Below are 22,569 nucleotides of genomic sequence, written 5' to 3' on the forward strand. Positions count from 1 at the left end.
TCTGGATGCAGGCCTATACTGCGAACCGGACAACCTGCCTCTGCATCCGGACAGCATGAACAGCAAACACATCGATCTGCTCGATTTCAGCGAATTGCCGTCGGCGGTGTACTTCCGCTACGCCGATTTCAACGCCCACGAATACGCCGCGCCGCACCGGCACCCTTGGGGCACGCTTGAGTACGCAGCCCATGGCGTGCTGCACATGGATGTCGACGGCAGCCGCTTCATGTCGCCGCCGCAGTACGCGGTGTGGGTGCCGCCCGAGGTCGAGCACAGTTTCTACAGCCATCAACCGGTCAACTACCGCGCGGTGTGCCTTGATCGCGAGGTCTGCGCGCGATTGCCGGGGCGCGCCTGCACACTGGCGATCAGCGACATTCTCAAAGCGATTCTCAAGGACTTCGCCGCCCGCGATGTGAAGATCCCCGAGCAGGAGGCCGATCAGCGTCTGGCCCAGGTGCTGGTCGATCAATTGCAACAGGCACCGGTGCAGGAATGTTACCTGCCGTATGCGAGCAGTCCCGGCTTGCTGGCGATGCTCGAAGCCTTGCAGGCCGAGCCGGGCAACAACCAACCGTTGGCGTATTGGGCCGCGCAGGTGCATGTCAGCGAGCGCACGCTGGCGCGGCAGTTCGTTCGTGAACTGGGCATGAGTTTTGGCGAGTGGCGCCAGCGCTTGCGCTATCTGGCGGCGATCGAGGCGCTGGAAACCTCGCGCTCGGTGCAGGAAATCGCTTTCGACCTCGGCTACAGCAGCGGCTCGGCCTTCATCGCCATGTTTGCCCGCCAGGCTGGCTGTACGCCGGAACAATATCGGCGCAGCCACCTCGAGGGCAGGAAGGTGTAACAAGCTTTGACTACACTGCGACAGAGGCCGCATCCATCGGTGCGGCAACAAGGAGAAAACTCCATGAAGATGTTGCGTGTGCCGTTGTTGATGATCGGTCTGCTCCTGTGTTCCCAGGGTTTCGCCGCCACGGCGCAACAGAACAAGATGACCACCTGCAATGCCGATGCGACCGCCAAGAGCCTCAAGGGCGACGAGCGCAAGGCATTCATGAGCACCTGCCTGAAAGCGGCGCCTGCGGCCAACGATGGCAAGGTGCTGACGCCGCAACAGCAGAAGATGACTACCTGCAATGCCGATGCGAAAACCAAGGCGCTGACCGGTGATGCGCGCAAGGCGTTCATGAGTGAGTGTCTGAAGAAAAAGTGAAACGGTAAATAATGTGGTGAGCGTGCCGGCCTCTTCGCGAGCAGGCTCGCTCCCAGATTTGAAACACGCACGCCTGTGGGAGCGAGCCTGCTCGCGAAAGCGTCGGTGAATGCACCGCCATTCCCACGCCCCGCATATCCCTAGTGCTAACCCCGGATCGCTGGCAGACTGCCCATCCTTTCACGCCGTTCGTTTTGAGGCTGTATGCCAACGTTTTCTCAGCGTCATGTTGTGTTCTGGGTCAGTTGCATCATCATTTTTGGCGGACTGTTGCTGGTGCTGCCGCTGCGCCTGTTGCCGAGCTTGCTGGCCGGGTTGCTGGTGTTCGAGCTGGTCAACATGCTCACCCCGCAATTGCAACGGCTGATCGAAGGGCGGCGTGCGCGCTGGTTGGCGGTGGCGCTGCTCGGCACGCTGGTGGTGAGTGTGCTGGCGCTGATCTTCGCCGGCGCCATCAGTTTCCTCCTGCATGAAGCGGAAAACCCCGGCGCCTCGCTCGACAAGTTCATGGGCGTGGTCGATCGCGCGCGCGGGCAATTGCCGCCGTTCATCGACGCCTATCTGCCGGCCAGCGCGGCGGAATTTCGTGTAGCGATCGGCGAGTGGGCGAGCAAGCATCTGGCCGACCTGCAACTGGTCGGCAAGGACGCTGCGCACATGTTCGTCACTCTGCTGATCGGCATGGTCCTCGGCGCGATCATCGCCCTGCAGCGCATCCCCGACGTGACCAAGCGCAAGCCGTTGGCCGCCGCTTTGTTCGACCGTTTGCACCTGCTGGTGCAGGCGTTTCGCAATATCGTCTTCGCGCAGATCAAGATTTCCCTGCTCAACACCGTATTCACCGGGATCTTCCTCGCTGTGATCCTGCCGATGTTCGGCATCAAGCTGCCGCTGACCAAGACCCTGATCGTGCTGACCTTCCTGCTCGGCCTGTTGCCGGTGATCGGCAACCTGATGTCGAACACGCTGATCACCATCGTCGGCCTGTCGCTGTCGATCTGGGTAGCGCTCGCCGCGCTGGGTTACCTGATCGTTATCCACAAGCTCGAATACTTCCTCAACGCGCGCATCGTCGGCGGGCAGATCAGTGCCAAGTCGTGGGAATTGCTGCTGGCAATGCTAGTGTTCGAAGCCGCGTTCGGTTTGCCGGGGGTGGTGGCGGGGCCGATTTATTACGCGTACCTGAAGAGCGAATTGAAACTGGGCGGGATGGTTTGAAAAGCAACTTCGAGCTGCAAGCTTCAAGCTGCAAGTAAAAGCAGAAGCGAGAGCCGCAGTGGCTTTTGCTTTTGCTCTTACTTGCAGCTTGCAGCTTAAAACTTGCAGCTGCCCCTAAACGCCATAGCGTTTGCGGGCTTCGATCGCCAAACCGCTACCAATGCTGCCAAAGATGTTGCCTTCGACATGCCGCGCGTTCGGCAGCATTGCCGAGACGCTGTTGCGCAGGGCCGGGATGCCGCTGGAACCGCCGGTGAAGAACACCGTGTCGACTTGATCGACTGCTACGCCAGCGTCATTCAACAGCTGCGTAACGCTGCCGCGCACGCGCTCCAGCAAGGCTTCGATTGCCGATTCGAACAACGCGCGGCTCAGCTCGACGCTCAGCCCGGCTTCGATGCGGTCCAGCGGCACGTGGCGGCTGTCGGCGTGGGTCAGCTGGATCTTGGTTTCTTCGACTTCCATCGCCAGCCAATGCCCGGCGCGCTGTTCGATCAGCTTGAACAGGCGATCGATGCCGCCGGTGTCTTCGATGTCGTAGCGCATGCTGCCCAGCGCCAGCGTGGACTTCTGCGAGTACACCGAGTTGATCGTGTGCCAGGTCGCCAGGTTCATGTGGTGGCTGGTCGGCATGTATGCGCCGCTTTTCATGCGGCTGCCGTAGCCGAACAGCGGCATCAGGCCTTGCAGGCTCAGCTGTTTGTCGAAGTCGGTACCGCCGATGTGCACACCGCCAGTGGCGAGGATGTCGTCGTGACGGTTATCGACACCGCGGCGTTCGGGCGACAGGCGCACCAGCGAGAAGTCGGAGGTACCACCGCCGATGTCGACGATCAGCACCAGCTCTTCTTTTTCGATGGTCGACTCGTAGTCGAACGCTGCCGCGATCGGCTCGTACTGGAACGACACGTCCTTGAAACCGATTTTGCGCGCCACTTCGACCAGCGTGTCTTCGGCCTCCTGGTCGGCCAGTGGATCGTCATCGACGAAAAACACCGGACGGCCCAGCACCACTTGCTCGAATTCCCGACCGGCGGCGGCTTCGGCGCGGCTCTTGAGCTGGCCGATGAACAGCCCGAGCAGATCCTTGAACGGCATCGCCGTGCCGAGGACGCTGGTGTCGTGCTTGATCAGCTTGGAACCGAGCAGGCTTTTCAGCGAGCGCATCAGCCGGCCTTCGTAGCCTTCCAGATACTCGTGCAGGGCCAGGCGTCCGTAAACCGGGCGACGCTCCTCGATGTTGAAGAAGACCACCGACGGCAGGGTGATCTTGTCGTCTTCCAGCGCAATCATGGTGTCCATGCCGGGGCGCAGCCAGCCGACGGTGGAGTTGGACGTGCCGAAGTCGATGCCGCAGGCACGGGCTGGAGAGGCGTCTTTCATGTCTTTCGGATTCCGGTCAAAAAACGGCCGCGCAGTGTATGTCAGTGCGCGGCAGATTCGAAGGCCGGTCATCCGCTATTTCGCGCCAACCCAGTTGAAAACCGCCGCTTCGCCCCAAACTTGCTGGCATGGGCCGGCAGACACACCGGCGGTCGCAAGAACCGTCGTCCACTGCCGATAAACTTCTGCGGCGCCACCCGGTCACAACCTTGAGATCGGTCAACCCGGCACGCGCCAATCGGGCGCACGCTGGTCTCGGCGCGAAATCGATAACGGATGGTGATCCTTCAATGGACTTCAAAGACTATTACAAGATACTCGGCGTGGAGCCGACAGCCGACGACAAGGCCATCAAGGCGGCCTATCGCAAGCTGGCGCGCAAATACCACCCCGATGTCAGCAAGGAAAAAGACGCCGAGGCCAAGTTCAAGGACGCCTCGGAAGCCTATGAAGCGCTGAAAAGTGCCGACAAGCGCGCCGAATACGACGAACTGCGCCGTTATGGCCAGCACGGTCAGCCATTCCGGGGGCCACCGGGCTGGCAGAGCCGTGGCGGTTTCGGTGGCGGCGGTGCCGACACCGGCGACTTCTCGGACTTCTTCAGTTCGATCTTCGGTAATCGCGGCCCCGGTTTCGGTGGCGCCGAGAGCCGCCAATCACGCGGACGCCGAGGGCAAGACGTGGAAATGGAATTGCCGGTGTTCCTCGAAGAAACCCTGTCGAACGAATCGAAGAAAGTCACCTTCCAGGTGCCGCAATACAACGCGCACGGCCAGCACGTCAGCAACACCAGCAAGAGCCTGAACGTGAAGATTCCGGCCGGCGTCACCGACGGCGAGCGGATCCGCCTGAAAGGTCAGGGCGCACCGGGCATCGGTGGCGGGGCAAATGGCGATCTGTACCTGACCATCCGGTTTGCGCCGCATCCGAAATACGATGTTGAAGGCGAAAACCTGATCATCACCTTGCCCTGGCTCCATGGGAGTTGGCGCTGGGCACCGAAGTGGCCGTGCCGACCCTGACCGGCAAGATCAACCTCAAGGTCCCGGCCGGCAGCCAGAACGGCCAGCGCATGCGCGCCAAGGGCCATGGCTTGCTGAACAAGGCCGGCGAGCGCGGTTATCTGTTCGTGCAGCTCAAGGCCGTGATGCCGAAAGCGTCCGACGATGAGGTCAAGGCGCTGTGGCAGGAACTGGCGAAGAAAGCCGCGTTCAACCCGCGAGAGAACTTCTGAACCCGACGACGGAGTAGCCCATCATGAGCAGCCCCCTGATCGTTCAACTGGACCTGGCAGAATTCTGTGAGGCGGCCGATTTGTCGGACGTCTACGTGATCGAAATCGTCGAGCACGGCATCCTCGAACCTCAGGGCGCGCAGCCCCGGGAATGGCGTTTCACCGATTACGAATTGGCCTTGGCCAAGCGTGCGGCGAAGCTGCGCCGGGATCTGGAGCTGGAGTGGGAAGGCGTCGCCCTGGCGCTGGATCTGCTGGATGAGGTGCGCGAGTTGCGTGCTGAAAACCGCATGTTGCGCCAGCGGTTGGGGCGGTTGGTGGTTGAGTAGCTCAGGCTGATGTTTTCCGCTTGGCTGATCTGGCCTCATCGCTGGCAAGCCAGCTCCCACAGGTTTTTGAGTTGGAACATGGATGTCAGTTCTACGCAGAAACTGTGGGAGCTGGCTTGCCAGCGATGAACGATGACGCGGAGTTTCTGACTCATTATTGAAAAGGCCCTGAAGGGCCTTTTTTTGTGATCAGAACAGAAAGTACCGCTGCGCCATCGGCAACGTTTCCGCCGGCTCGCACCACAACAACACGCCGTCAGCCTTGACCTGATAGGTCTGCGGATCGACATCGATGTCCGGCAGATAGTCGTTGTGGATCAGGTCGGTTTTCTGCACCTCTCGACATCCCTTCACCACGCCGATTTTCTTCTTCAACCCCAACGCTTGCGGCAATCCCGCTTCGTGCGCCGCCTGGCTGATAAAGGTCAGGCTGGTGGCGTGAAGCGAGCCGCCGTAGCTGGCGAACATCGGGCGATAGTGCACCGGTTGCGGCGTCGGAATCGAGGCGTTGGCGTCGCCCATCAGGCTGGCGGCAATCGCGCCGCCCTTGAGAATCAGCGTCGGCTTGACGCCAAAGAACGCCGGACGCCAGAGAACCAGGTCCGCCCATTTGCCAACTTCGATCGAACCGACTTCATGGCTGATGCCGTGGGTGATTGCCGGGTTGATCGTGTATTTGGCGATGTAGCGTTTGGCGCGGAAGTTGTCGTTGCCCTCGTCATCCTGGGGCAGCGGACCGCGCTGCTTTTTCATCTTGTCGGCGGTCTGCCAGGTGCGCGTGATGACTTCGCCGACGCGGCCCATGGCCTGACTGTCGGAGCTGATCATCGAGAACGCGCCGAGGTCGTGGAGGATGTCTTCGGCGGCGATCGTTTCGCGGCGGATACGGCTTTCGGCAAACGCGACGTCTTCGGCGATGCTCGGGTCGAGGTGGTGGCAGACCATCAGCATGTCGAGGTGTTCGTCGATGGTGTTACGAGTGAACGGCCGGGTCGGGTTGGTCGAACTCGGCAGCACGTTGGGGAAGCCGCAGGCCTTGATGATGTCCGGCGCGTGGCCGCCACCGGCACCTTCGGTGTGATAAGTGTGGATGGTGCGCCCCTTGAATGCGCCGAGGGTGGTTTCGACGAAACCGGATTCGTTGAGGGTGTCGGTGTGGATCGCCACCTGCACGTCGTACTGGTCGGCGACGTTGAGGCAGTTGTCGATGCTCGCCGGGGTGGTGCCCCAGTCCTCGTGCAGTTTGAGGCCGATGGCGCCGGCCTTGACCTGTTCGATCAACGGTTCCGGCAGGCTGGCATTGCCTTTGCCGGTCAGGCCGATGTTCATCGGGAACGCATCGGCGGCCTGGAGCATGCGCGCCAGATGCCACGGGCCGGAGGTGCAGGTGGTGGCGTTGGTGCCGGTAGCCGGGCCGGTGCCGCCGCCGATCATGGTGGTGACGCCGCTCATCAGCGCTTCTTCGATCTGCTGCGGGCAGATGAAGTGGATGTGCGTGTCGATGCCGCCAGCGGTGAGGATCATGCCTTCGCCGGCAATCACTTCAGTACCGGCGCCGATGGCGATGGTCACGTCGGGCTGCACGTCGGGGTTGCCGGCCTTGCCGATCGCAGCGATGCGCCCGTCCTTGAGGCCGACGTCGGCCTTGACGATGCCCCAATGGTCGATGATCAGCGCGTTGGTGATCAGCGTGTCGACCACTTCAGCGGCGAGCAGCTGGCTCTGGCCCTGGCCGTCGCGGATGACTTTGCCACCGCCGAATTTCACTTCTTCGCCGTAGGTGGTGAAGTCCTTTTCGACCTCGATCCACAGCTCGGTATCGGCCAGGCGCACCTTGTCGCCGACGGTGGGGCCGAACATGTCGGCGTAGGCGCTTCTAGAAATCTTCATGTGCTTGCCTTGGGATTCAATGATCGTTCCCACGCTCTGCGTGGGAATGCCGCCATGGACGCTCTGCGTCCGCCTTTTGTGACGCGGAGCGTCACGGGATGCATTCCCACGCGGAGCGTGGGAACGATCCGTCAGTCGAGATCGCCCATGATGCGGCCGGCAAAGCCGAACACCCGGCGATGCCCGGCGTAATCGACCAGCTCGACCTCACGGCTCTGGCCTGGCTCGAAGCGCACGGCGGTGCCGGCGGGAATGTTCAGGCGCATGCCGCGACTGGCCGCGCGATCAAAGGTCAGCGCGTCGTTGGTTTCGAAAAAGTGGAAGTGCGAACCGACCTGGATCGGCCGGTCACCACTGTTGGCGACTTTCAGGCTCACGGTGCGGCGGCCGACGTTGAGCTCGATGTCGCCGGGCTGGATCTGGTATTGGCCAGGAATCATCGCTGGGCTCCTTGCAGGACTTTGTAATAGAGAGCGGTCGGGCGATAGGTGCCGTTGGGATCGCAGGCGTAATCAGGGATTTCGCCGGCGCGGACGTAGCCCAGCGCCCGGTAGAAATTTTCTGCCGGCGAGCCGGCCTCGGTGTCGAGATAGAGCATGCCGCGCTTGTGTTTCGGCGCCTCCAGTTCCAGCGCCTGCATCAGTTGCTGACCGAGGCCACGGCGCCGCGCGTGTTCGCGCACCAGCAGTTTCTGCACTTCGGCGCGGTTCAGACCATTGGCTTTCTGGCACAGGCCCAATTGCACGCTGGCCAGCACCTGCTCGTCCTTGACCACCACCCACAGCAGCGTGTTGCCCTTGTTGACGTTGTCCTGCACCTCATCGAAATAGGCGCGCGCCTGGGCGGCATCGAGGTCGGCCATGAAACCGACGCTGGCGCCGTAACCGACGGCATCGAGTAGCAGATCGATCAGCCCCTGGCGGTAGTGGGCAAAGCTCTCAGCATTGACGCGGCGCAACTGGGCAGCGTTCATCGACATCACTCCTTGTGGGCATCCGGCGGCGGAGCGCCGGGGTTGAGGGTCAGCTGCATGAAGGTCAGATCGAGCCAGCGGCCGAACTTGGTGCCGACCTGCGGCATCTGCCCGGTGATGCGGAAACCGGCGCGTTCGTGCAGGCGGATCGAGGCGGCATTGCCACTCTCGATGGCGGCAACCATGACGTGTTTGCCGCAAGCGCGGGCGCGTTCGATCAGCGCGGTCATCAGCTGCGGGCCGAGGCCGTTGCCGCGTTGATCGCTGCGCACGTACACCGAGTGCTCGACGGTGTGGCGGAAACCGTCGAACGGCCGCCAGTCGCCGAACGAGGCGTAACCCAGCACTGCGTTTTCGCGGTCGACGATCACCAGAATGGGGTACGCCTGCAACTGACGCGCGTCGAACCATGCCTGGCGATTGCCGAGGTCGACCGCTTGTTCGTTCCAGATCGCCGTGGTGTTGAGCACGGCGTCGTTGTAGATGTCGCGGATCGCTGGCAAGTCGACCCGGCTCGCATCGCGAATGCTGTAAGTCATGGTGCGGCCTCAGACGATCGGCTGGTGAACGGTGACCAGTTTGGTGCCGTCGGGGAACGTCGCCTCAACCTGGATCTCCGGGATCATTTCCGGGATGCCTTCCATCACTTGCTCGCGGCTGAGCAGGGTGGTGCCGTAGTGCATCAGCTCGGCCACGGTCTGGCCGTCACGCGCACCTTCGAGCAGCGCGGCAGAGATGTAGGCCATGGCTTCCGGGTAATTGAGTTTAACGCCACGGGCCAGCCGCCGCTCAGCAACGAGGCCGGCGGTGAAGATCAGCAGCTTGTCTTTTTCGCGTGGGGTCAGGTCCATGGTTCGGGTTCCATCAGGGCAGATTGAAAAATTGTCTGATTGCGCACATCCCCTGTGGGAGCGAGCCTGCTCGCGAATGCGGTTTCATATTCAGCGTATGGGGTGGCTGACATGACGCTTTCGCGAGCAGGCTCGCTCCCACACTTGGATTGCATTTCAGGTGTTCCAGATTCGCGGTGGCTGGGCTTCGCGGCCCAGCAGCACAGGTCTTAGCAGTCGCCATAACTCAATCAGCCACGCACGCGCGAGCAACGCTTCACCGGCCAGACACCGCGCCACCAGCAAACCCGGCAACTGGGTCAAATCACCACGCACTTCGTGCCCCAGCGAGCGGCAACGCTCCAGCAACCCGGCCTCAATCTCACCGGTCACCAGCAGCGTCGCAAACACCGGATTGCCATCCAGGCCGATTGGCGAGTCGAGCAACCCGTCGTTGCCGACAATGCGCTGCCGTTCATGCCAGAGCAACCGACCATCGCGGCGGATGTCCAGGTGCGCCTGAAAATGCCCGAGGTCGAAACGCTCGCCGCTGGCCGGACGACCGAGCGCGACCACGTCCCAATAAAACAGCCGTGCGTCACCTTCAAGGTCGATGGTCGTGGTCAACTCAGCCTGCGCGGCGCTGTAGACGATGGTTTCCTGCGGCAGCCATTCCAGTGTCGCGCCGGCGGCCACGCGCAGATCGAGTTGTTGATAAGCCGGCCCACCGGCGCGATACCACTTCGCCGCGCCAGGGCTGGTGATTTGCGCCCAGGCGTTGGTTTCGACGCGAGCGCTGATATCCAGACGATCACCACCGGCAATTCCGCCCGGTGGATGGACGATGATGTGCTGGCAGACCTCGGGGCCTTCGGCGTACAGATGCTTTTGCACGCGCAGCGGGCCGAGGTGGCGGCGCATGACCGGGCGCGTGCAATCGCCGAAACGCGCGTAGGCCAGTTCCAGCTTGGCGTGCCAGCTCGGGGTAAACAGGGCAGGTGCAACAATCGAATTCATGGTTTTGTGATTATCGTTAGGAAGCTACAGATTAGACCGCCGCGTTAGATCGTGACCAGCCCGCGTACACCTTCGGCCTCCATATGTTCACCGCGACCCTGCTGGACGATCTCGCCCCGCGACATCACCAGGTATTGATCGGCCAGTTCGGCGGCAAAGTCGTAGAACTGCTCGACCAGCAGAATCGCCATGTCACCGCGCGCCGCGAGCTGCTTGATCACCGCGCCGATTTCCTTGATCACCGAGGGTTGAATGCCTTCGGTCGGCTCATCGAGAATCAGCAGGCGTGGTCGGCTGGCCAATGCACGACCGATCGCCAACTGCTGTTGCTGACCGCCGGACAGATCGCCGCCACGGCGCTGCTTCATTTGTAGCAGCACCGGGAACAGTTCGTAGATGAAACCTGGAACTTCCTTGGCTTCTGAGCCTGGAAACCGCGACAGACCCATCAGCAGATTTTCTTCCACGGTCAGCCGGCCGAAGATCTCACGACCCTGCGGCACGTAGGCGATACCGGCCTGCACACGCTGATGCGGTTTGAACGTGGTGATCGGTTTGCCTTCCCAATTCACCGCGCCTTCCTTGGCCGGCAACAGGCCCATCAGGCATTTGAGCAGGGTGGTCTTGCCCACGCCGTTACGGCCGAGCAGGCAGGTGACTTCGCCAACCTTCACGTCAAACGAAAGGCCGCGCAGGATGTGGCTACCGCCGTAGTACTGATGAAGTTGTTGGACCTGTAGCATCGGAACTCCGTTAGTTGGGCTTCAAGCCGCAAGCTGCAAGCTGCAAGCAAGAGCAGTGCTGTTTATGACTTTGCTTTTACTTGCTGCTTGAAGCTTGTCGCTTGCAGCTGGCCGATTCATCGGCCCAGGTAGACCTCGATCACTCGCTCGTTTTCCTGCACCTGCTCCAGCGAGCCCTCGGCCAGCACGCTGCCCTGATGCAGCACGGTGACGTGGTCGGCAATCGAGCCGACAAAACCCATGTCGTGCTCGACCACCATCAGCGAATGCTTGCCGGCCAGCGACTTGAACAGCTCGGCGGTGAACTCGGTTTCGGCGTCGGTCATGCCCGCCACCGGTTCGTCGAGCAGGAGCAATTGCGGGTCCTGCATCAGCAGCATGCCAATCTCGAGGAACTGCTTCTGGCCGTGGGACAACAGCCCGGCCTGGCGATTGACCGAGGTGGTCAGGCGAATCGTCTCGAGCACTTCGCTGATGCGATCCTTCTGCTCGCCACTCAGGCGCGCACGTAAACTGGCCCACACCGACTTGTCGGTCTTCTGCGCCAGCTCCAGGTTTTCGAACACGCTCAAGGCTTCGAATACCGTCGGTTTCTGAAACTTGCGGCCGATGCCGGACTGGGCAATCTGCACTTCGCTCATCTGCGTCAGGTCCAGGGTTTCGCCGAACCAGGCCTTGCCGTGGCTGGGCCGGGTCTTGCCGGTGATCACGTCCATCAGCGTGGTCTTGCCGGCGCCGTTGGGGCCGATGATGCAGCGCAGTTCGCCGACGCCGATGTACAGGTTGAGATTGTTCAGTGCACGGAAGCCGTCGAAGCTGACGCTGATGTCTTCCAGGGTCAGGATCGTGCCGTGACGCGTATCGAGGCCGGGGCCGACGCGCTGGCCGAGGCCGATCGAGTCGCGGCTGGTGCCTTCGTCCTTGTTCGGTTCCACAGGGAAAAACGCCGGTTCGAGCATGAATTCCGCACTCGCTGTGACTCTCATTGTTCACCTCGTTTCTTCAGCAGGCCGATCACACCCTTGGGCAAGTACAACGTCACGACGATGAACAGCGCGCCGAGGAAGAACAGCCAGTATTCCGGGAAGGCCACGGTGAACCAGCTCTTCATTCCGTTGACCACGCCGGCGCCGAGCAACGGCCCGATCAGCGTGCCGCGCCCGCCAAGGGCCACCCATACCGCCGCTTCGATCGAGTTGGTCGGCGACATTTCGCTGGGGTTGATGATGCCGACTTGCGGCACGTACAACGCGCCGGCCAGTCCACACAACACCGCACTCAGCACCCAGACGAACAGCTTGAAACCGCGCGGGTCGTAGCCGCAGAACATCAAACGGTTTTCCGCATCGCGCAACGCGGTCAGCACGCGACCGAACTTGCTCTGCGCCAGGCGCCAGCCGATGAACAGGCTCACCACCAGCAGCAACACCGTGGCCAGAAACAGCGCCGCGCGTGTGCCCGGTTCGGTGATGCCGAAACCGAGAATCGTGCGGAAATTGGTGAAACCGTTGTTGCCGCCAAACCCGGTCTCGTTGCGGAAAAACAGGAGCATGCCGGCGAAGGTCAGCGCCTGGGTCATGATCGAGAAATACACGCCCTTGATTCGCGAACGGAAGGCGAAAAAGCCGAACACCAGCGCCAGCAGACCCGGCGCCAGCACCACCAGACACATGGCCCAGAGGAAGCTGCTGGTACCGCTCCAGTACCACGGCAATTCGCTCCACGACAGGAAAGTCATGAACGCTGGCAAGCCATCGCCGGCGGCCTGACGCATCAGGTACATGCCCATCGCATAACCGCCGAGGGCGAAGAACAGACCGTGGCCCAGCGACAGCAGGCCGGCGTAACCCCAGACCAGATCCAGCGCCAGAGCAACGATGGCGTAGCAGAGGATTTTGCCGACCAGGGTCAGCGTGTAGGCCGAGACGTGCAGGGCATTGTCTGGCGACAACAACGAGAGCAGCGGCAGAACGATCAGCAGCGCGAGGATCACCCCGCCGACCGCGAGCGTGGCTTTCGGCCCGGCCTTTTGTGTGGCCGTGACTAATAGAGGCTGGTTCATCAGTCGATCACCCGTCCTTTCAGTGCGAAGAGACCTTGCGGACGTTTCTGAATGAACAGAATGATCAGCGCGAGGATGAGGATCTTGCCGAGCACCGCACCGATCTGCGGTTCGAGAATCTTGTTGGCGATGCCTAAGCCAAATGCGGCGAGCACGCTACCGGCCAGTTGCCCGACGCCGCCGAGCACCACCACCAGGAACGAGTCGATGATGTAGCTCTGGCCAAGGTCGGGACCGACGTTGCCGATCTGGCTGAGCGCCACGCCGCCCAAGCCGGCGATGCCCGAGCCGAGACCGAAGGCGAGCATGTCCACGCGCCCGGTCGGCACACCGCAGCAGGCGGCCATGTTGCGGTTCTGGGTGACCGCACGCACGTTGAGGCCGAGGCGGGTCTTGTTCAGCAGCAGCCAGGTCAGCACCACCACGAACAATGCGAAAGCGATGATGACGATGCGGTTGTACGGCAGCACCAGATTGGGCAGTACTTGGATGCCGCCGGACAGCCACGCCGGGTTGGCCACTTCAACGTTCTGCGCACCGAACAACAAACGCACAAGCTGAATCAGCATCAGGCTGATGCCCCAGGTCGCGAGCAGGGTTTCCAGCGGCCGGCCATAGAGATGGCGGATGACCGTGCGCTCCAGCGCCATGCCGATGGCGGCCGTGACGAAAAACGCCACCGGCAGCGCGATCAGCGGATAGAACTCGATGGCCTGCGGCGCGTAGCGCTGGAACATCAGCTGCACCACGTAGGTCGAGTAGGCGCCGAGCATCAGCATCTCGCCGTGGGCCATGTTGATCACCCCGAGCAAACCGAAGGTGATCGCCAGGCCGAGGGCGGCAAGCAGCAGAATCGAGCCCAGCGACATGCCGCTGAAGGCCTGGCCGAGCACTTCGCCGATCAGCAGTTTGCGCTTGACCTGAGCGAGGCTGGTTTCGGCGGCGGTACGCACGCCGGCATCGCTTTCCACGCCCGGTTCAAGCAGGCCTTCAAGACGTGTGCGTGCCAGCGGATCGCCGGTTTCACCGAGCAACCGCACCGCTGCAAGGCGCACCGCCGGGTCGCTGTCGACCAGTTGCAGATTGGCCAGCGCCAGGCTCAGGGCGGCATGCACGCTTTGGTCTTTTTCCCCGGCAAGTTGCCGGTCGAGGAATTTCAGCTGCGCGGGTTTCGCGCTTTTCTGCAATTGCTGCGCGGCGCTCAGGCGGATTTTCGCGTCGGCGGCGAGCAACTGATGGCTGGCCATCGCGGTGTCGATCAGACCCCGCAGGCGATTGTTCAGGCGCAGGGTTTTTGGCTGGCCGTCGATACTCAGCTCGCCTTGCTGCAGGGCGTTGAGCAATTCGATACGCGCCGGATCGGGCTGCGCGGCCCAGGCTTCCAGGAGCTTGGCCTGTTGCATCGGATTGGCCGCGACGAAGTCTTCGGCGTCGCCGGCGTGGGCCAGGATTGGCAGTAACAGTGCGATGGCACAGATGAATCGGAAAAGGGCAGTGGGCATAGTCAGTCGCCTTGACGCGGACATTGTGGGAGCGAGCCTTTGTGGCGAGGGGATTTATCCCCGTTCGGCTGCGAAGCAGTCGTGATATCGGTCGACGCGATCAATCTGATACACCGCGACCGATGGCTTTGGGGCTGCTTCGCAACCCACCGGGGATAAATCCCCTCACCACAAAGGCCCGCTCCCACAGGGAATTGCATCAGCCTCACGCCAGGCGCGAGACTGACATCCGGTGACTCAGTTGCTCTTCACCGCATAATCCGGCTTCTTGTCGTTGCCCTGAATGAATGGGCTCCAAGGTTGCGCACGGATCGGGCCTTCGGTCTGCCACACGACGTTGAACTGACCGTCGCTCTGGATCTCGCCGATCATCACTGGCTTGTGCAGGTGGTGGTTGGTCTTGTCCATGGTCAGGGTGTAGCCCGATGGCGCAGCAAAGGTCTGCCCGGCCAGTGCTTCACGCACCTTGTCGACGTCAGTGGATTTGGCTTTCTCGACCGCCTGCGCCCACATATGGATGCCGACGTAGGTGGCTTCCATCGGGTCATTGGTCACTGCCTTGTCGGCGCCCGGCAGGTTGTGCTTCTTGGCGTAGGCTTTCCAGTCCGCGACGAATTTCTTGTTCGCAGGATTCTCCACCGACTCGAAGTAGTTCCACGCCGCGAGGTTGCCCACCAGCGGTTTGGTGTCGATGCCGCGCAGTTCTTCTTCGCCGACCGAGAACGCCACCACCGGTACATCGGTAGCCTTCAGGCCCTGGTTGGCCAGCTCTTTGTAGAACGGCACGTTGGAGTCGCCGTTGACGGTCGAGATGACGGCAGTCTTGCCGCCGGCGGAGAACTTTTTGATGTTGGCGACGATGGTCTGGTAATCGCTGTGACCGAACGGCGTGTAGACCTCTTCGATGTCCTTGTCGGCCACGCCTTTGGAGTGCAGGAACGCGCGCAGGATCTTGTTGGTGGTGCGCGGGTAGACGTAGTCGGTGCCGAGCAGGAAGTAGCGCTTGGCGCTGCCGCCTTCTTCGCTCATCAAGTATTCAACGGCGGGGATTGCTTGCTGGTTCGGCGCCGCGCCGGTGTAGAACACGTTCGGCGACATTTCTTCGCCTTCGTATTGCACCGGGTAGAACAGCAGGCCATTGAGCTCTTCGAACACCGGCAGTACCGATTTACGCGATACCGAGGTCCAGCAGCCGAACACCACCGCGACCTTGTCCTGGGTCAGCAACTGCCGGCCCTTTTCGGCAAACAGCGGCCAGTTCGACGCAGGGTCGACCACCACCGGCTCGAGCATCTTGCCGTTCACACCGCCCTTGGCGTTGATCTCGTCGATGGTCATCAGCGCCATGTCCTTGAGCGACGTTTCGGAGATCGCCATGGTCCCGGACAACGAATGCAGAATCCCGACCTTGATGGTCTCGGCGGCCTGGACAGTCCAGGTCATGCCCATCGCGGCAATGGATGCCGTGAGTGTGAAAGCCTTGATCAAACTGCGACGCTTCATTGTGCGATCTCCATGAACATTCGATTTTTTTGATTGGCAGATGCGGACGACTGAAGGGGGTTTTGCAAAGGCTGTGCCCGGTCGCAATCGCGCAGGGAAACGTCGTGTCAGAGCGTTTGCGCGCTGACTGGGTGCACCAGGACTGAACGGGTTGTGGCCAATGGTGCGCATCGATGCGCCAGATTGGGGCGCGGACCAGGGCTCGGATTTGGATACAGAAACGATAAACATGTACCACAGCCCGCGCGCACCGACGGCCGACACTCATGCGATCGATATCCCGACTTCTTTCGCAGGATTTTTATCATGAGTGACATTCCAGGCCGGCCCGGTCGTGCCGTTGCGGCCTCGCGCAAATCCAAAGTGCCGCAACTAAGTCCGCCTTTTCTGTCAGAGGAGGATGCTGCCTATTGGGCGCATGCGCGCATACCGCTGAGGGCGGCCACGGAGCACGGCAGCCTGATTCTGCTCCGGCCAGATGGAAAGTACGTTGCCTCTTCACCCGTATCCGGAGAAACCTTTACGTTCGAATTCAGCAGCATCATCGATTTTGATGCTTCGGGCGAACTGGAGCCTCCAGCCGGGTATCGGTTTGTTGCAACGCTGCACAGCCACGTCGCCGCTCACGATGAAGTCAAGGATGAATACCCCGAGCTGGATGCCATGGGTGTGCGCCTGTTTACCAACTTCTTTTCCAGTACCGATTTCATGGGCGATGTAGACGGACGCTCCTACTTTCGCAGCGCCTACCTGTCAGGTCCTGATGGAACGTTGCTCAAGTACATGCCCAGTGGTTCACAAGCAGAACTCGATTACTACCGCTGGCACGAAGCCGGGGCAAGACCGGGCCCCGAGCCATGGACGCGGGACGTCCTGAGCATCATCAATAAGCTGGCGAGCGTCGGGGAGCTGAAAGTCATCGTTTCGAATGCCGACTGGGGCCACTCGGTGGGCGTGGTGCCACCTGACTGGCAACCGGGTCATGGATTTTCTGCTGGCGCGGTGAGCGATTTACCACTGATGACTCGTGTCTGCGCCAGTGCCGAGCGAGCGGTGCTTGCCGCATTGAAATCCAGAGGCGCACACACCGCCGGGCTGCTGCTGAAAAAACTCAGCGGTGAAGAATATGTGGCGACACAGGCGCGCCCCGCCGGGTTGCAGGCATGGGATGTCGAACTGCATTTTCCGCTCGCTGCCGACGGACAGTTACGCCTGCCGCAGGGTTACCTGCTGGAAGGATTTTACTTCTCCTCAAGTCCCGACCCTGCGCAGTTTCCAATGCTCCAACCGTGGCTGTACGAGAATTTCTTCGCCCCTTATGACCTCGCCCTGGCCATCGAAGCGCAAGGCCGCAGCAAGCATCTGGCAAAGGTCGGGCGGGCGCTGTCGCTGTACATGCGCGCGCCGGACCACGCGATGTTGAGGTACCGCTTCAGTGGCAGCCCCATCGAAGCGGCGCTGAGCGTTTCGCACGCTGACGGGTCGATCAGCGACAACGGTGTGCAGGCCAGAATGGCATCCGGGAAACTGAGTCCGCGAACCTTTGTGACGATGCTCGTACTGGCCGGCGGGCTGGAGGTAGTGCGCGGCAGTGCGTTGTGGGCGAACCTGGGGGCCGTGGATCTGACGTGGCAACCGTTCGCGAACTTTTCCTGGCCGCGCCTGAGCGCTGATTTTCTGTCTGCCGATGACGCGGCCCGCTACGCTCACAAACAGGCCGGTGTTCGCCGTGATCGACAGTACGTCGGTTACGTTTTCCAGCGCGCTGACAAACGCTTCGTCGTGACCGAACCCTTGCCCGGTGATATCGCTACGCTCAGCGAAGGTCGGTTGTACCCCATGGATAATAAAGGCCGAAGCATTTTTCCCGACGACCACCTCGTGCATGCGCGCTATATCTGCCATGCAGCGCTGTCGACACTTGATCCGGTACATATCCTGGCCTTGCGCTGGACACAGGAAGAGGCCCTTCTGAATCAGCAAATGCTGAGTGTCGACGAAGTGCGACAGGCTTTGCGCGATGGCGGTGTTGTGTATTGTTCCGGTGCCGGTGACAGCCTGATCAGGTTCGAGCCTCACGCAACCAGCCCGGCCCGAGTTCTGGCTGAGCGCCTTGGCACCCGCCAGCAGCCAGGTCCGTTGGCCGATGAGCTGGAAAGAGGCAGCAAACGGCCGCAAGACTTTGTCCGCGAACAAGCTCAAGCCGGGATATTGGTGACTCTGATCAATCATTCACTGTGGGGCTATCGCGGCCAGATCGCGCCCGACTGGAGCGTGCCAGTGGCTCAACTGCCAGCGCCGACCGGGCTTGAGCCGCCCTTGCCGACACTGCCTTCACCATCACTGCCGTGGCCCACGTTGCCGCCGTATCCGCGCTCACAGATGCTCCTGTCTGCCGCCACGGCGTTGCCCTGGAAGCGCCCCGAGAAGGTGCTTTTCAGTGCGTTCTTTTCCTCGGCTGACGATGTGGCGCTCAGTCAGTACGCAGCTGACAGGCACTTGTACGACGAAAACCGGGCATGGTTCGGATTCATCCTCAAACACAGGGATCGAGAGGAATACATCGGAACCGAGTTGATACCTGTCAGTGATTCCGGTGACAACCTGTTTCGCCTGGAGTCGGTGTTTGGCGCTCGGCTAATGGCGCCCTGGTATCAATATCCGGATGGCTTCGACCTGCATGCCGGTTTCTATACGCACGAGCGTGTCGAGAATCCCTCGCGCGATCCGGCGCACTGGCTTGGACATTATTTTGTTACCCCCGATACCCTTACCGTTGCGATGTATTTGTCGCCCCGGCGGCCGGTGGTTGCCTCCGATCTGTACAAAACGTTGTTCATTGCCTCGGGGGATGGTGCCCTGCTGAAGTACCAGCGCGATAGCAACAGTCAGTTGTTCTACGGCGACAGTGCGCATTCAACGCTCGAAGCTCTCAAGAACGATCTCGCTGCGCAAACGTTGTTACCGTCGGATTTTGTCCAGATCGTGGCTGACAGTGGCCAACTCAGCGTGCTGCGAACGAGCCTGTGCTGGGGCCGAGCGGGTATCGTTGGGAAAACCTGGCAGCCCTTCGCACATCTGCAGCGGCGCACCCTCGGACCCGTTTTCCACAGTGCCGACGATGCGGCGGTCCATGCCCGGTCGCGCTTGCCGGAGGTTACGGAAAAACCCTGGGGCGGCGTGATTCTGAAAAGGCCCGACGGCCTGTACGTCGCCACTTCGCCGATCGAAGTCACGCGTGAGAACTTTGACAGTAGCGAGATTCTCGCCGATGAAAGCCGCTCGGCCGGAGTGTTTCCTGAGGGCTGTCGGATCGTTGCGCGATACCGCTCCAGGGTCGCGCGCGAGCTGTCTGTTGCATTTTCGCTCGTCGAAAAACGGATATATCTGAACATGCTTTCGGTCGACACGTTGTATTCGGCATTCACCCGCAAGCCGGTGGTATGGGATGAATACCTGTTTGCGCCAGACGGTGCGACGATTCGTTATCAGCCCGGGTTGTGGGACCGCTTGCGCGCTGATTTGTCGATCGCACTGACGGCAGACAACAGATTGCCCGCCTCGCTGAGTGGCGAGACCATCAAGCAGCGTATTTACCGCGGCGAATTGAAACTGGTTGACTGGATCGACTCGCTGGCCAGAACGGGCTATTTACGAGTCGTCACCGGTAGTGACCTCTGGGGAGCGCCCAGGCGGGTATTGCGCTGGGTGCCTTTCTCGGCCGATCCGCAGGCCATGGACGATTACATCAAAGCCACCGCTGCAGCGGTGTGCAGCCCGTTATTCGTCCAGGCCGATGCAGCCGCCCGATATGTGCATGAGCTGGCAGTGAGCAGAGATACCGAGACCTTTGGCGTCATTCTTCGCTCGGCCGATGATCTGTTTCTTGCCAGTCTGCCGCTGACGACGCAACGCTCGGCGCTGGCGCTGGATCGGGTTTTCGCGCAAGGGCTGCTGCCGTCAGGCTGTCTGTTGGATTCGATCTACCTGCGTGCCGCCCTGCCACCACTGGGCGCACGGTCCAATGATGTCCGGCATGTGCTGATCTCGCCCGTCGACGTTCAGCAGGCATGCCGGCAGGCGTCGACCCCACAGGGCTACAAGCCGATCTACTTCTCCTGCGCCGACGGCGCACTGTTGAAGCTGCAACTGCACGCCTTCGAGCCTGGCACGTTCTACGATCGGTTCGGGCAGATTGAATTACGCCCCAATGCCTTTGTATCGATGGAACAGGCTGCGAGCGATGAGCGCGCCATTGCCAATGGGACTTTCAGTCTTGTCGACTACATCGGGCGCATGGCCCGGGCCGGGGAGTTTGAAGTGATCGAAACCAGTGCTCACTGGTCGCGCCATGGTCGGGTGGACGAAGGTTGGAAACCGGGGCTCGCTGACACCTCCCGCATCCTTCGCTGGCAACATCATCCGGTTCCGGCGCTCGGACCGATATTTCAGCATCCCGACGACGCAGCCCGCTATGCCCAGCAACGGACTGACAGCGAAACGCTCACCCGGACGGGTTATGAAGGGGCAGTTCTTGCTGAAAAGACGCAGCAACGTTTTATTCCGCTGGAGCCGATTGCGTGGTTCGCCAACGAGGAAGATCTCCGTCTGAGGCTGTTTCGCACTGCCAAAGACCCTGGTACCGATTGGCGCCGACCGGCACCGCGCTTTCCTGACGGCTACGCCGTGGTAGCCAGCCATCAATTCAGCCTGTCGGGCAATACCCTGTTGGTCGTCGACAGCGAACAGATCCGCAGTAATTTCGCTGAACCCGCGCTTGTCTATGCACACACCCATGAATTGAAAACCAAAGGTTTCGACATCCGCGCGTATTACTACTCGACGCCCAGTCATGAGTTGCTCAAATACACGCCTGTTTACTCTGACGCCGAACGCAATCTCATGCTGACCCGAGCGGTTGTTTATGAAAACGGGCAATGGGTCAGCCGCCTCACGCCAGGACAATTTGTCTCCCGACTCCTGCAATTGGGCGAATTTCAGGTGTTGGTGGCAGGCCCGTATTGGCGCCATACCGGGCAACTGGGCAGTGGCTGGCGAACCCGTCGCCAACAGCCGTCGGCCCAAGGCGCAGTACGGGTCAGAGATGAGTTGTAATTCGAATGCCGTGTCGGGCGCGGGCCACTGAGCCCGCGCCACAACATCAGCGCGGCAGATCGACGGTGCGCCGTACGACTCGTGGCAGCACAAACCGGTCTAGCAACCACACCACCAGCAGCGAAGCCCCCACCAGCGGAAACACCACCGCCAGCACCAGCATGATCGCCACGCCGGTTTTCCATGTCGGCAAATCATGACGCAGCGGCGGCACGCCGAACTTGCCTTCTGGACGCCGTTTCCACCAGATCACCACGCCGCTGACGGCGCTGAGCAGGATCATCAGGCAGATCAGCAGCACGACGATCTGGTTGAAGGTGCCGAACATCTTGCCTTCATGCAGCATCACGCCGATTTCCGTGGCGCGCGCGACGGTACCGTAGTGCTCGAAACGCACATCGGCGAGAACCTTGCCGGTGTACTGATCGACGTGCAGGGTGGCATCGTTGCGCGGGTCGTCGGCGAATACGGCAATGGTGAACACGCCGGTGGCGGTAGTCGGCAGGGTAATGCTGTAGCCGGGTTCAACCTTGCGTTCGCTGGCGATGTTCTGCACGTCCTGCAGGCTGATCGCGGGTGCAGCGGGGCCGGCATGGGTGTTGCCGTGATTCATGTGTTCGGCGTGGTCGCCGGACATCGGCATCGGTGTGTTTTCCATCGCCCATGGCACGGTCTGGCGGGTCGCGCTGTTGAGGCTGCGTGCCTCGATGTCGGAGGTCGGCACGTTGTTCCACATCGCGGCCGGGAACACGTTCCATACCGCCGCATATTGTTTGCCCCAGAAACCGGTCCAGGTCATGCCGCTGAGCAGCATCACCAGCAGCAATGTAGCGCCCCAGAACCCGGTGACAGCATGCAGATCACGCCACAGCACGCGCCCACGCGCGTTCAGCCGCGGCCACAAAATGCCCGCCGCCTGACCGCGCGGCCACCACAGAAACAGCCCCGACACCACCAGCACCACGCCCCAGCCAGCGGCCATTTCGATCAGCCGATCGCCGACTGTGCCGATCATCAATTCTCCGTGGATCGCACGGGCGATGGCTTGCAGATTTTGCTTGGCATCCTGCTCGCCGAGGATGTCACCGTGATACGGATCGACGAATACATTCAGTTCGTGACCAGCGTTTTTCACCACGAATTGCGCGCTGCGCTCGGCATTCACCGGCGGCAGGTACTGGGTGACCTGGCCCTGCGGATAGGCAGCTTTCACCCGTTGCAGCAAGTTATCGGCCGGCGCCGTGTGGTGCCCGGCCGGTACGTCGAGCAGGCTGCTGTACATCAGCGAATCGAGTTGCGGTTTGAACAGATAAATGATCCCGGTCAGGGCCAGCATCACCATGAACGGCGCGACGAACAGTCCGGCATAGAAATGCCAGCGCCAGGCCAGGTTGTAGAAATTGGGTTGAGGCTTTTGCATCACGTGTGCTCCGCTGGGCTTGGTTCTTTTTCGTTGTTTGTTTACCTGTGGGAGCGAGCCTGCTCGCGAAGGCGTCATGCCAGACGACATCAATATTGAATGCGTCGGCCTCTTCGCGAGCAGGCTCGCTC

18 protein-coding genes and 1 pseudogene are annotated in these 22,569 nt (G+C 61.3%); 6 read left to right on the forward strand and 13 right to left on the reverse strand.

All coding sequences use genetic code 11. The annotated features are described in order from the left end of the window. The first annotated feature begins 55 nt into the window (after positions 1-55). From ACZZZ4_RS11785 to ACZZZ4_RS11795, 3 genes are all read left to right on the forward strand, one after another. Positions 56-850, forward strand: a complete 795-nt coding sequence (locus ACZZZ4_RS11785) for an AraC family transcriptional regulator (RefSeq protein WP_463547868.1) — start codon at positions 56-58, stop codon at positions 848-850. Between the two features lie 63 nt (positions 851-913). Beyond that, on the forward strand, positions 914-1,219 hold the full coding sequence (locus tag ACZZZ4_RS11790; protein ID WP_415763770.1) for a PsiF family protein: 306 nt from the start codon (positions 914-916) through the stop codon (positions 1,217-1,219). Between the two features lie 204 nt (positions 1,220-1,423). Further along, positions 1,424-2,437, forward strand: coding sequence for an AI-2E family transporter (locus tag ACZZZ4_RS11795; RefSeq protein ID WP_039756974.1), 1,014 nt, complete (start codon positions 1,424-1,426; stop codon positions 2,435-2,437). A 114-nt stretch (positions 2,438-2,551) separates the two neighbouring features. Here the strand turns inward: ACZZZ4_RS11795 and ACZZZ4_RS11800 are convergent, their stop codons facing one another. After that, the gene (locus ACZZZ4_RS11800; RefSeq protein ID WP_039756976.1) at positions 2,552-3,820 is read right to left on the reverse strand and encodes an Hsp70 family protein; all 1,269 of its coding nucleotides are present in this window, start codon (positions 3,818-3,820) and stop codon (positions 2,552-2,554) included. A gap of 290 nt (positions 3,821-4,110) precedes the next feature. On the opposite strand from ACZZZ4_RS11800, the pseudogene ACZZZ4_RS11805 reads away from it, so the two are divergent. Both ACZZZ4_RS11805 and ACZZZ4_RS11810 read left to right on the forward strand, forming a co-directional pair. After that, positions 4,111-5,054 (forward strand): annotated as a pseudogene (locus ACZZZ4_RS11805) (DnaJ C-terminal domain-containing protein). A gap of 23 nt (positions 5,055-5,077) precedes the next feature. Continuing rightward, positions 5,078-5,383, forward strand: coding sequence for a chaperone modulator CbpM (locus tag ACZZZ4_RS11810; protein ID WP_039756978.1), 306 nt, complete (start codon positions 5,078-5,080; stop codon positions 5,381-5,383). Between the two features lie 189 nt (positions 5,384-5,572). On the opposite strand, the gene ureC is transcribed toward ACZZZ4_RS11810, so the two are convergent. The 11 genes from ureC to urtA form a co-directional block, all read right to left on the reverse strand. Then, a complete protein-coding gene (gene ureC / locus ACZZZ4_RS11815; RefSeq protein ID WP_463547869.1) occupies positions 5,573-7,273 on the reverse strand; it encodes an urease subunit alpha in 1,701 nt (566 codons plus the stop codon). A 131-nt stretch (positions 7,274-7,404) separates the two neighbouring features. Further along, positions 7,405-7,713: an urease subunit beta gene (locus tag ACZZZ4_RS11820; protein WP_016771893.1), complete on the reverse strand. Its 309-nt coding sequence runs from the start codon at positions 7,711-7,713 to the stop codon at positions 7,405-7,407. Then, entirely contained in the window at positions 7,710-8,246 is a 537-nt protein-coding gene (locus ACZZZ4_RS11825; RefSeq protein ID WP_039756982.1) for a GNAT family N-acetyltransferase, read from the reverse strand. Before ACZZZ4_RS11825 ends, ACZZZ4_RS11820 begins: the two co-directional genes overlap by 4 nt. Positions 8,247-8,251: 5 nt before the next feature. Further along, positions 8,252-8,785, reverse strand: a complete 534-nt coding sequence (locus tag ACZZZ4_RS11830) for an N-acetyltransferase family protein (RefSeq protein ID WP_463547870.1) — start codon at positions 8,783-8,785, stop codon at positions 8,252-8,254. 9 nt (positions 8,786-8,794) lie between these two features. Continuing rightward, entirely contained in the window at positions 8,795-9,097 is a 303-nt protein-coding gene (gene ureA / locus ACZZZ4_RS11835) for an urease subunit gamma (protein ID WP_003221215.1), read from the reverse strand. A gap of 156 nt (positions 9,098-9,253) precedes the next feature. Next, on the reverse strand, positions 9,254-10,093 hold the full coding sequence (locus tag ACZZZ4_RS11840) for an urease accessory protein UreD (RefSeq protein WP_039756987.1): 840 nt from the start codon (positions 10,091-10,093) through the stop codon (positions 9,254-9,256). A gap of 44 nt (positions 10,094-10,137) precedes the next feature. Further along, positions 10,138-10,836 carry an urea ABC transporter ATP-binding subunit UrtE gene (urtE, locus tag ACZZZ4_RS11845; RefSeq protein ID WP_039756988.1) on the reverse strand — a complete coding sequence of 233 codons (699 nt, stop codon included), beginning with the start codon at positions 10,834-10,836 and terminating at the stop codon, positions 10,138-10,140. Positions 10,837-10,952: 116 nt separating this feature from the next. After that, the gene (urtD, locus tag ACZZZ4_RS11850; RefSeq protein WP_016771888.1) at positions 10,953-11,822 is read right to left on the reverse strand and encodes an urea ABC transporter ATP-binding protein UrtD; all 870 of its coding nucleotides are present in this window, start codon (positions 11,820-11,822) and stop codon (positions 10,953-10,955) included. After that, entirely contained in the window at positions 11,819-12,898 is a 1,080-nt protein-coding gene (gene urtC, locus ACZZZ4_RS11855; RefSeq protein ID WP_129998152.1) for an urea ABC transporter permease subunit UrtC, read from the reverse strand. The genes urtD and urtC overlap by 4 nt, the downstream gene beginning before the upstream one ends. Next, entirely contained in the window at positions 12,898-14,400 is a 1,503-nt protein-coding gene (urtB, locus tag ACZZZ4_RS11860; RefSeq protein WP_463547871.1) for an urea ABC transporter permease subunit UrtB, read from the reverse strand. The genes urtC and urtB overlap by 1 nt, the downstream gene beginning before the upstream one ends. Positions 14,401-14,637: 237 nt before the next feature. Continuing rightward, positions 14,638-15,903, reverse strand: a complete 1,266-nt coding sequence (urtA, locus tag ACZZZ4_RS11865) for an urea ABC transporter substrate-binding protein (protein WP_056787644.1) — start codon at positions 15,901-15,903, stop codon at positions 14,638-14,640. Positions 15,904-16,209: 306 nt separating this feature from the next. On the opposite strand from urtA, the gene ACZZZ4_RS11870 reads away from it, so the two are divergent. Next, positions 16,210-21,018, forward strand: coding sequence for a DUF4329 domain-containing protein (locus tag ACZZZ4_RS11870; RefSeq protein WP_463547872.1), 4,809 nt, complete (start codon positions 16,210-16,212; stop codon positions 21,016-21,018). Positions 21,019-21,064: 46 nt separating this feature from the next. Here ACZZZ4_RS11870 and ACZZZ4_RS11875 read toward each other — a convergent pair whose 3' ends face one another. Next, the gene (locus ACZZZ4_RS11875) at positions 21,065-22,438 is read right to left on the reverse strand and encodes a PepSY-associated TM helix domain-containing protein (protein ID WP_463547873.1); all 1,374 of its coding nucleotides are present in this window, start codon (positions 22,436-22,438) and stop codon (positions 21,065-21,067) included. Positions 22,439-22,569 lie beyond the last annotated feature (131 nt).

Source organism: Pseudomonas sp. AC252 (genome assembly GCF_979258105.1).

Excerpts from the sequence above, each read along its gene's own strand:
- ACZZZ4_RS11785 (WP_463547868.1), top strand. The coding sequence starts at position 56 with ATGAACAGCAAACACATCGATCTGCTCGATTTCAGCGAATTGCCGTCG.
- ACZZZ4_RS11790 (WP_415763770.1), top strand. The coding sequence starts at position 914 with ATGAAGATGTTGCGTGTGCCGTTGTTGATGATCGGTCTGCTCCTGTGT.
- ACZZZ4_RS11795 (WP_039756974.1), top strand. The coding sequence starts at position 1,424 with ATGCCAACGTTTTCTCAGCGTCATGTTGTGTTCTGGGTCAGTTGCATC.
- ACZZZ4_RS11800 (WP_039756976.1), bottom strand. The coding sequence starts at position 3,820 with ATGAAAGACGCCTCTCCAGCCCGTGCCTGCGGCATCGACTTCGGCACG.
- ACZZZ4_RS11810 (WP_039756978.1), top strand. The coding sequence starts at position 5,078 with ATGAGCAGCCCCCTGATCGTTCAACTGGACCTGGCAGAATTCTGTGAG.
- ureC (WP_463547869.1), bottom strand. The coding sequence starts at position 7,273 with ATGAAGATTTCTAGAAGCGCCTACGCCGACATGTTCGGCCCCACCGTC.
- ACZZZ4_RS11820 (WP_016771893.1), bottom strand. The coding sequence starts at position 7,713 with ATGATTCCTGGCCAATACCAGATCCAGCCCGGCGACATCGAGCTCAAC.
- ACZZZ4_RS11825 (WP_039756982.1), bottom strand. The coding sequence starts at position 8,246 with ATGAACGCTGCCCAGTTGCGCCGCGTCAATGCTGAGAGCTTTGCCCAC.
- ACZZZ4_RS11830 (WP_463547870.1), bottom strand. The coding sequence starts at position 8,785 with ATGACTTACAGCATTCGCGATGCGAGCCGGGTCGACTTGCCAGCGATC.
- ureA (WP_003221215.1), bottom strand. The coding sequence starts at position 9,097 with ATGGACCTGACCCCACGCGAAAAAGACAAGCTGCTGATCTTCACCGCC.
- ACZZZ4_RS11840 (WP_039756987.1), bottom strand. The coding sequence starts at position 10,093 with ATGAATTCGATTGTTGCACCTGCCCTGTTTACCCCGAGCTGGCACGCC.
- urtE (WP_039756988.1), bottom strand. The coding sequence starts at position 10,836 with ATGCTACAGGTCCAACAACTTCATCAGTACTACGGCGGTAGCCACATC.
- urtD (WP_016771888.1), bottom strand. The coding sequence starts at position 11,822 with ATGAGAGTCACAGCGAGTGCGGAATTCATGCTCGAACCGGCGTTTTTC.
- urtC (WP_129998152.1), bottom strand. The coding sequence starts at position 12,898 with ATGAACCAGCCTCTATTAGTCACGGCCACACAAAAGGCCGGGCCGAAA.
- urtB (WP_463547871.1), bottom strand. The coding sequence starts at position 14,400 with ATGCCCACTGCCCTTTTCCGATTCATCTGTGCCATCGCACTGTTACTG.
- urtA (WP_056787644.1), bottom strand. The coding sequence starts at position 15,903 with ATGAAGCGTCGCAGTTTGATCAAGGCTTTCACACTCACGGCATCCATT.
- ACZZZ4_RS11870 (WP_463547872.1), top strand. The coding sequence starts at position 16,210 with ATGAGTGACATTCCAGGCCGGCCCGGTCGTGCCGTTGCGGCCTCGCGC.
- ACZZZ4_RS11875 (WP_463547873.1), bottom strand. The coding sequence starts at position 22,438 with ATGCAAAAGCCTCAACCCAATTTCTACAACCTGGCCTGGCGCTGGCAT.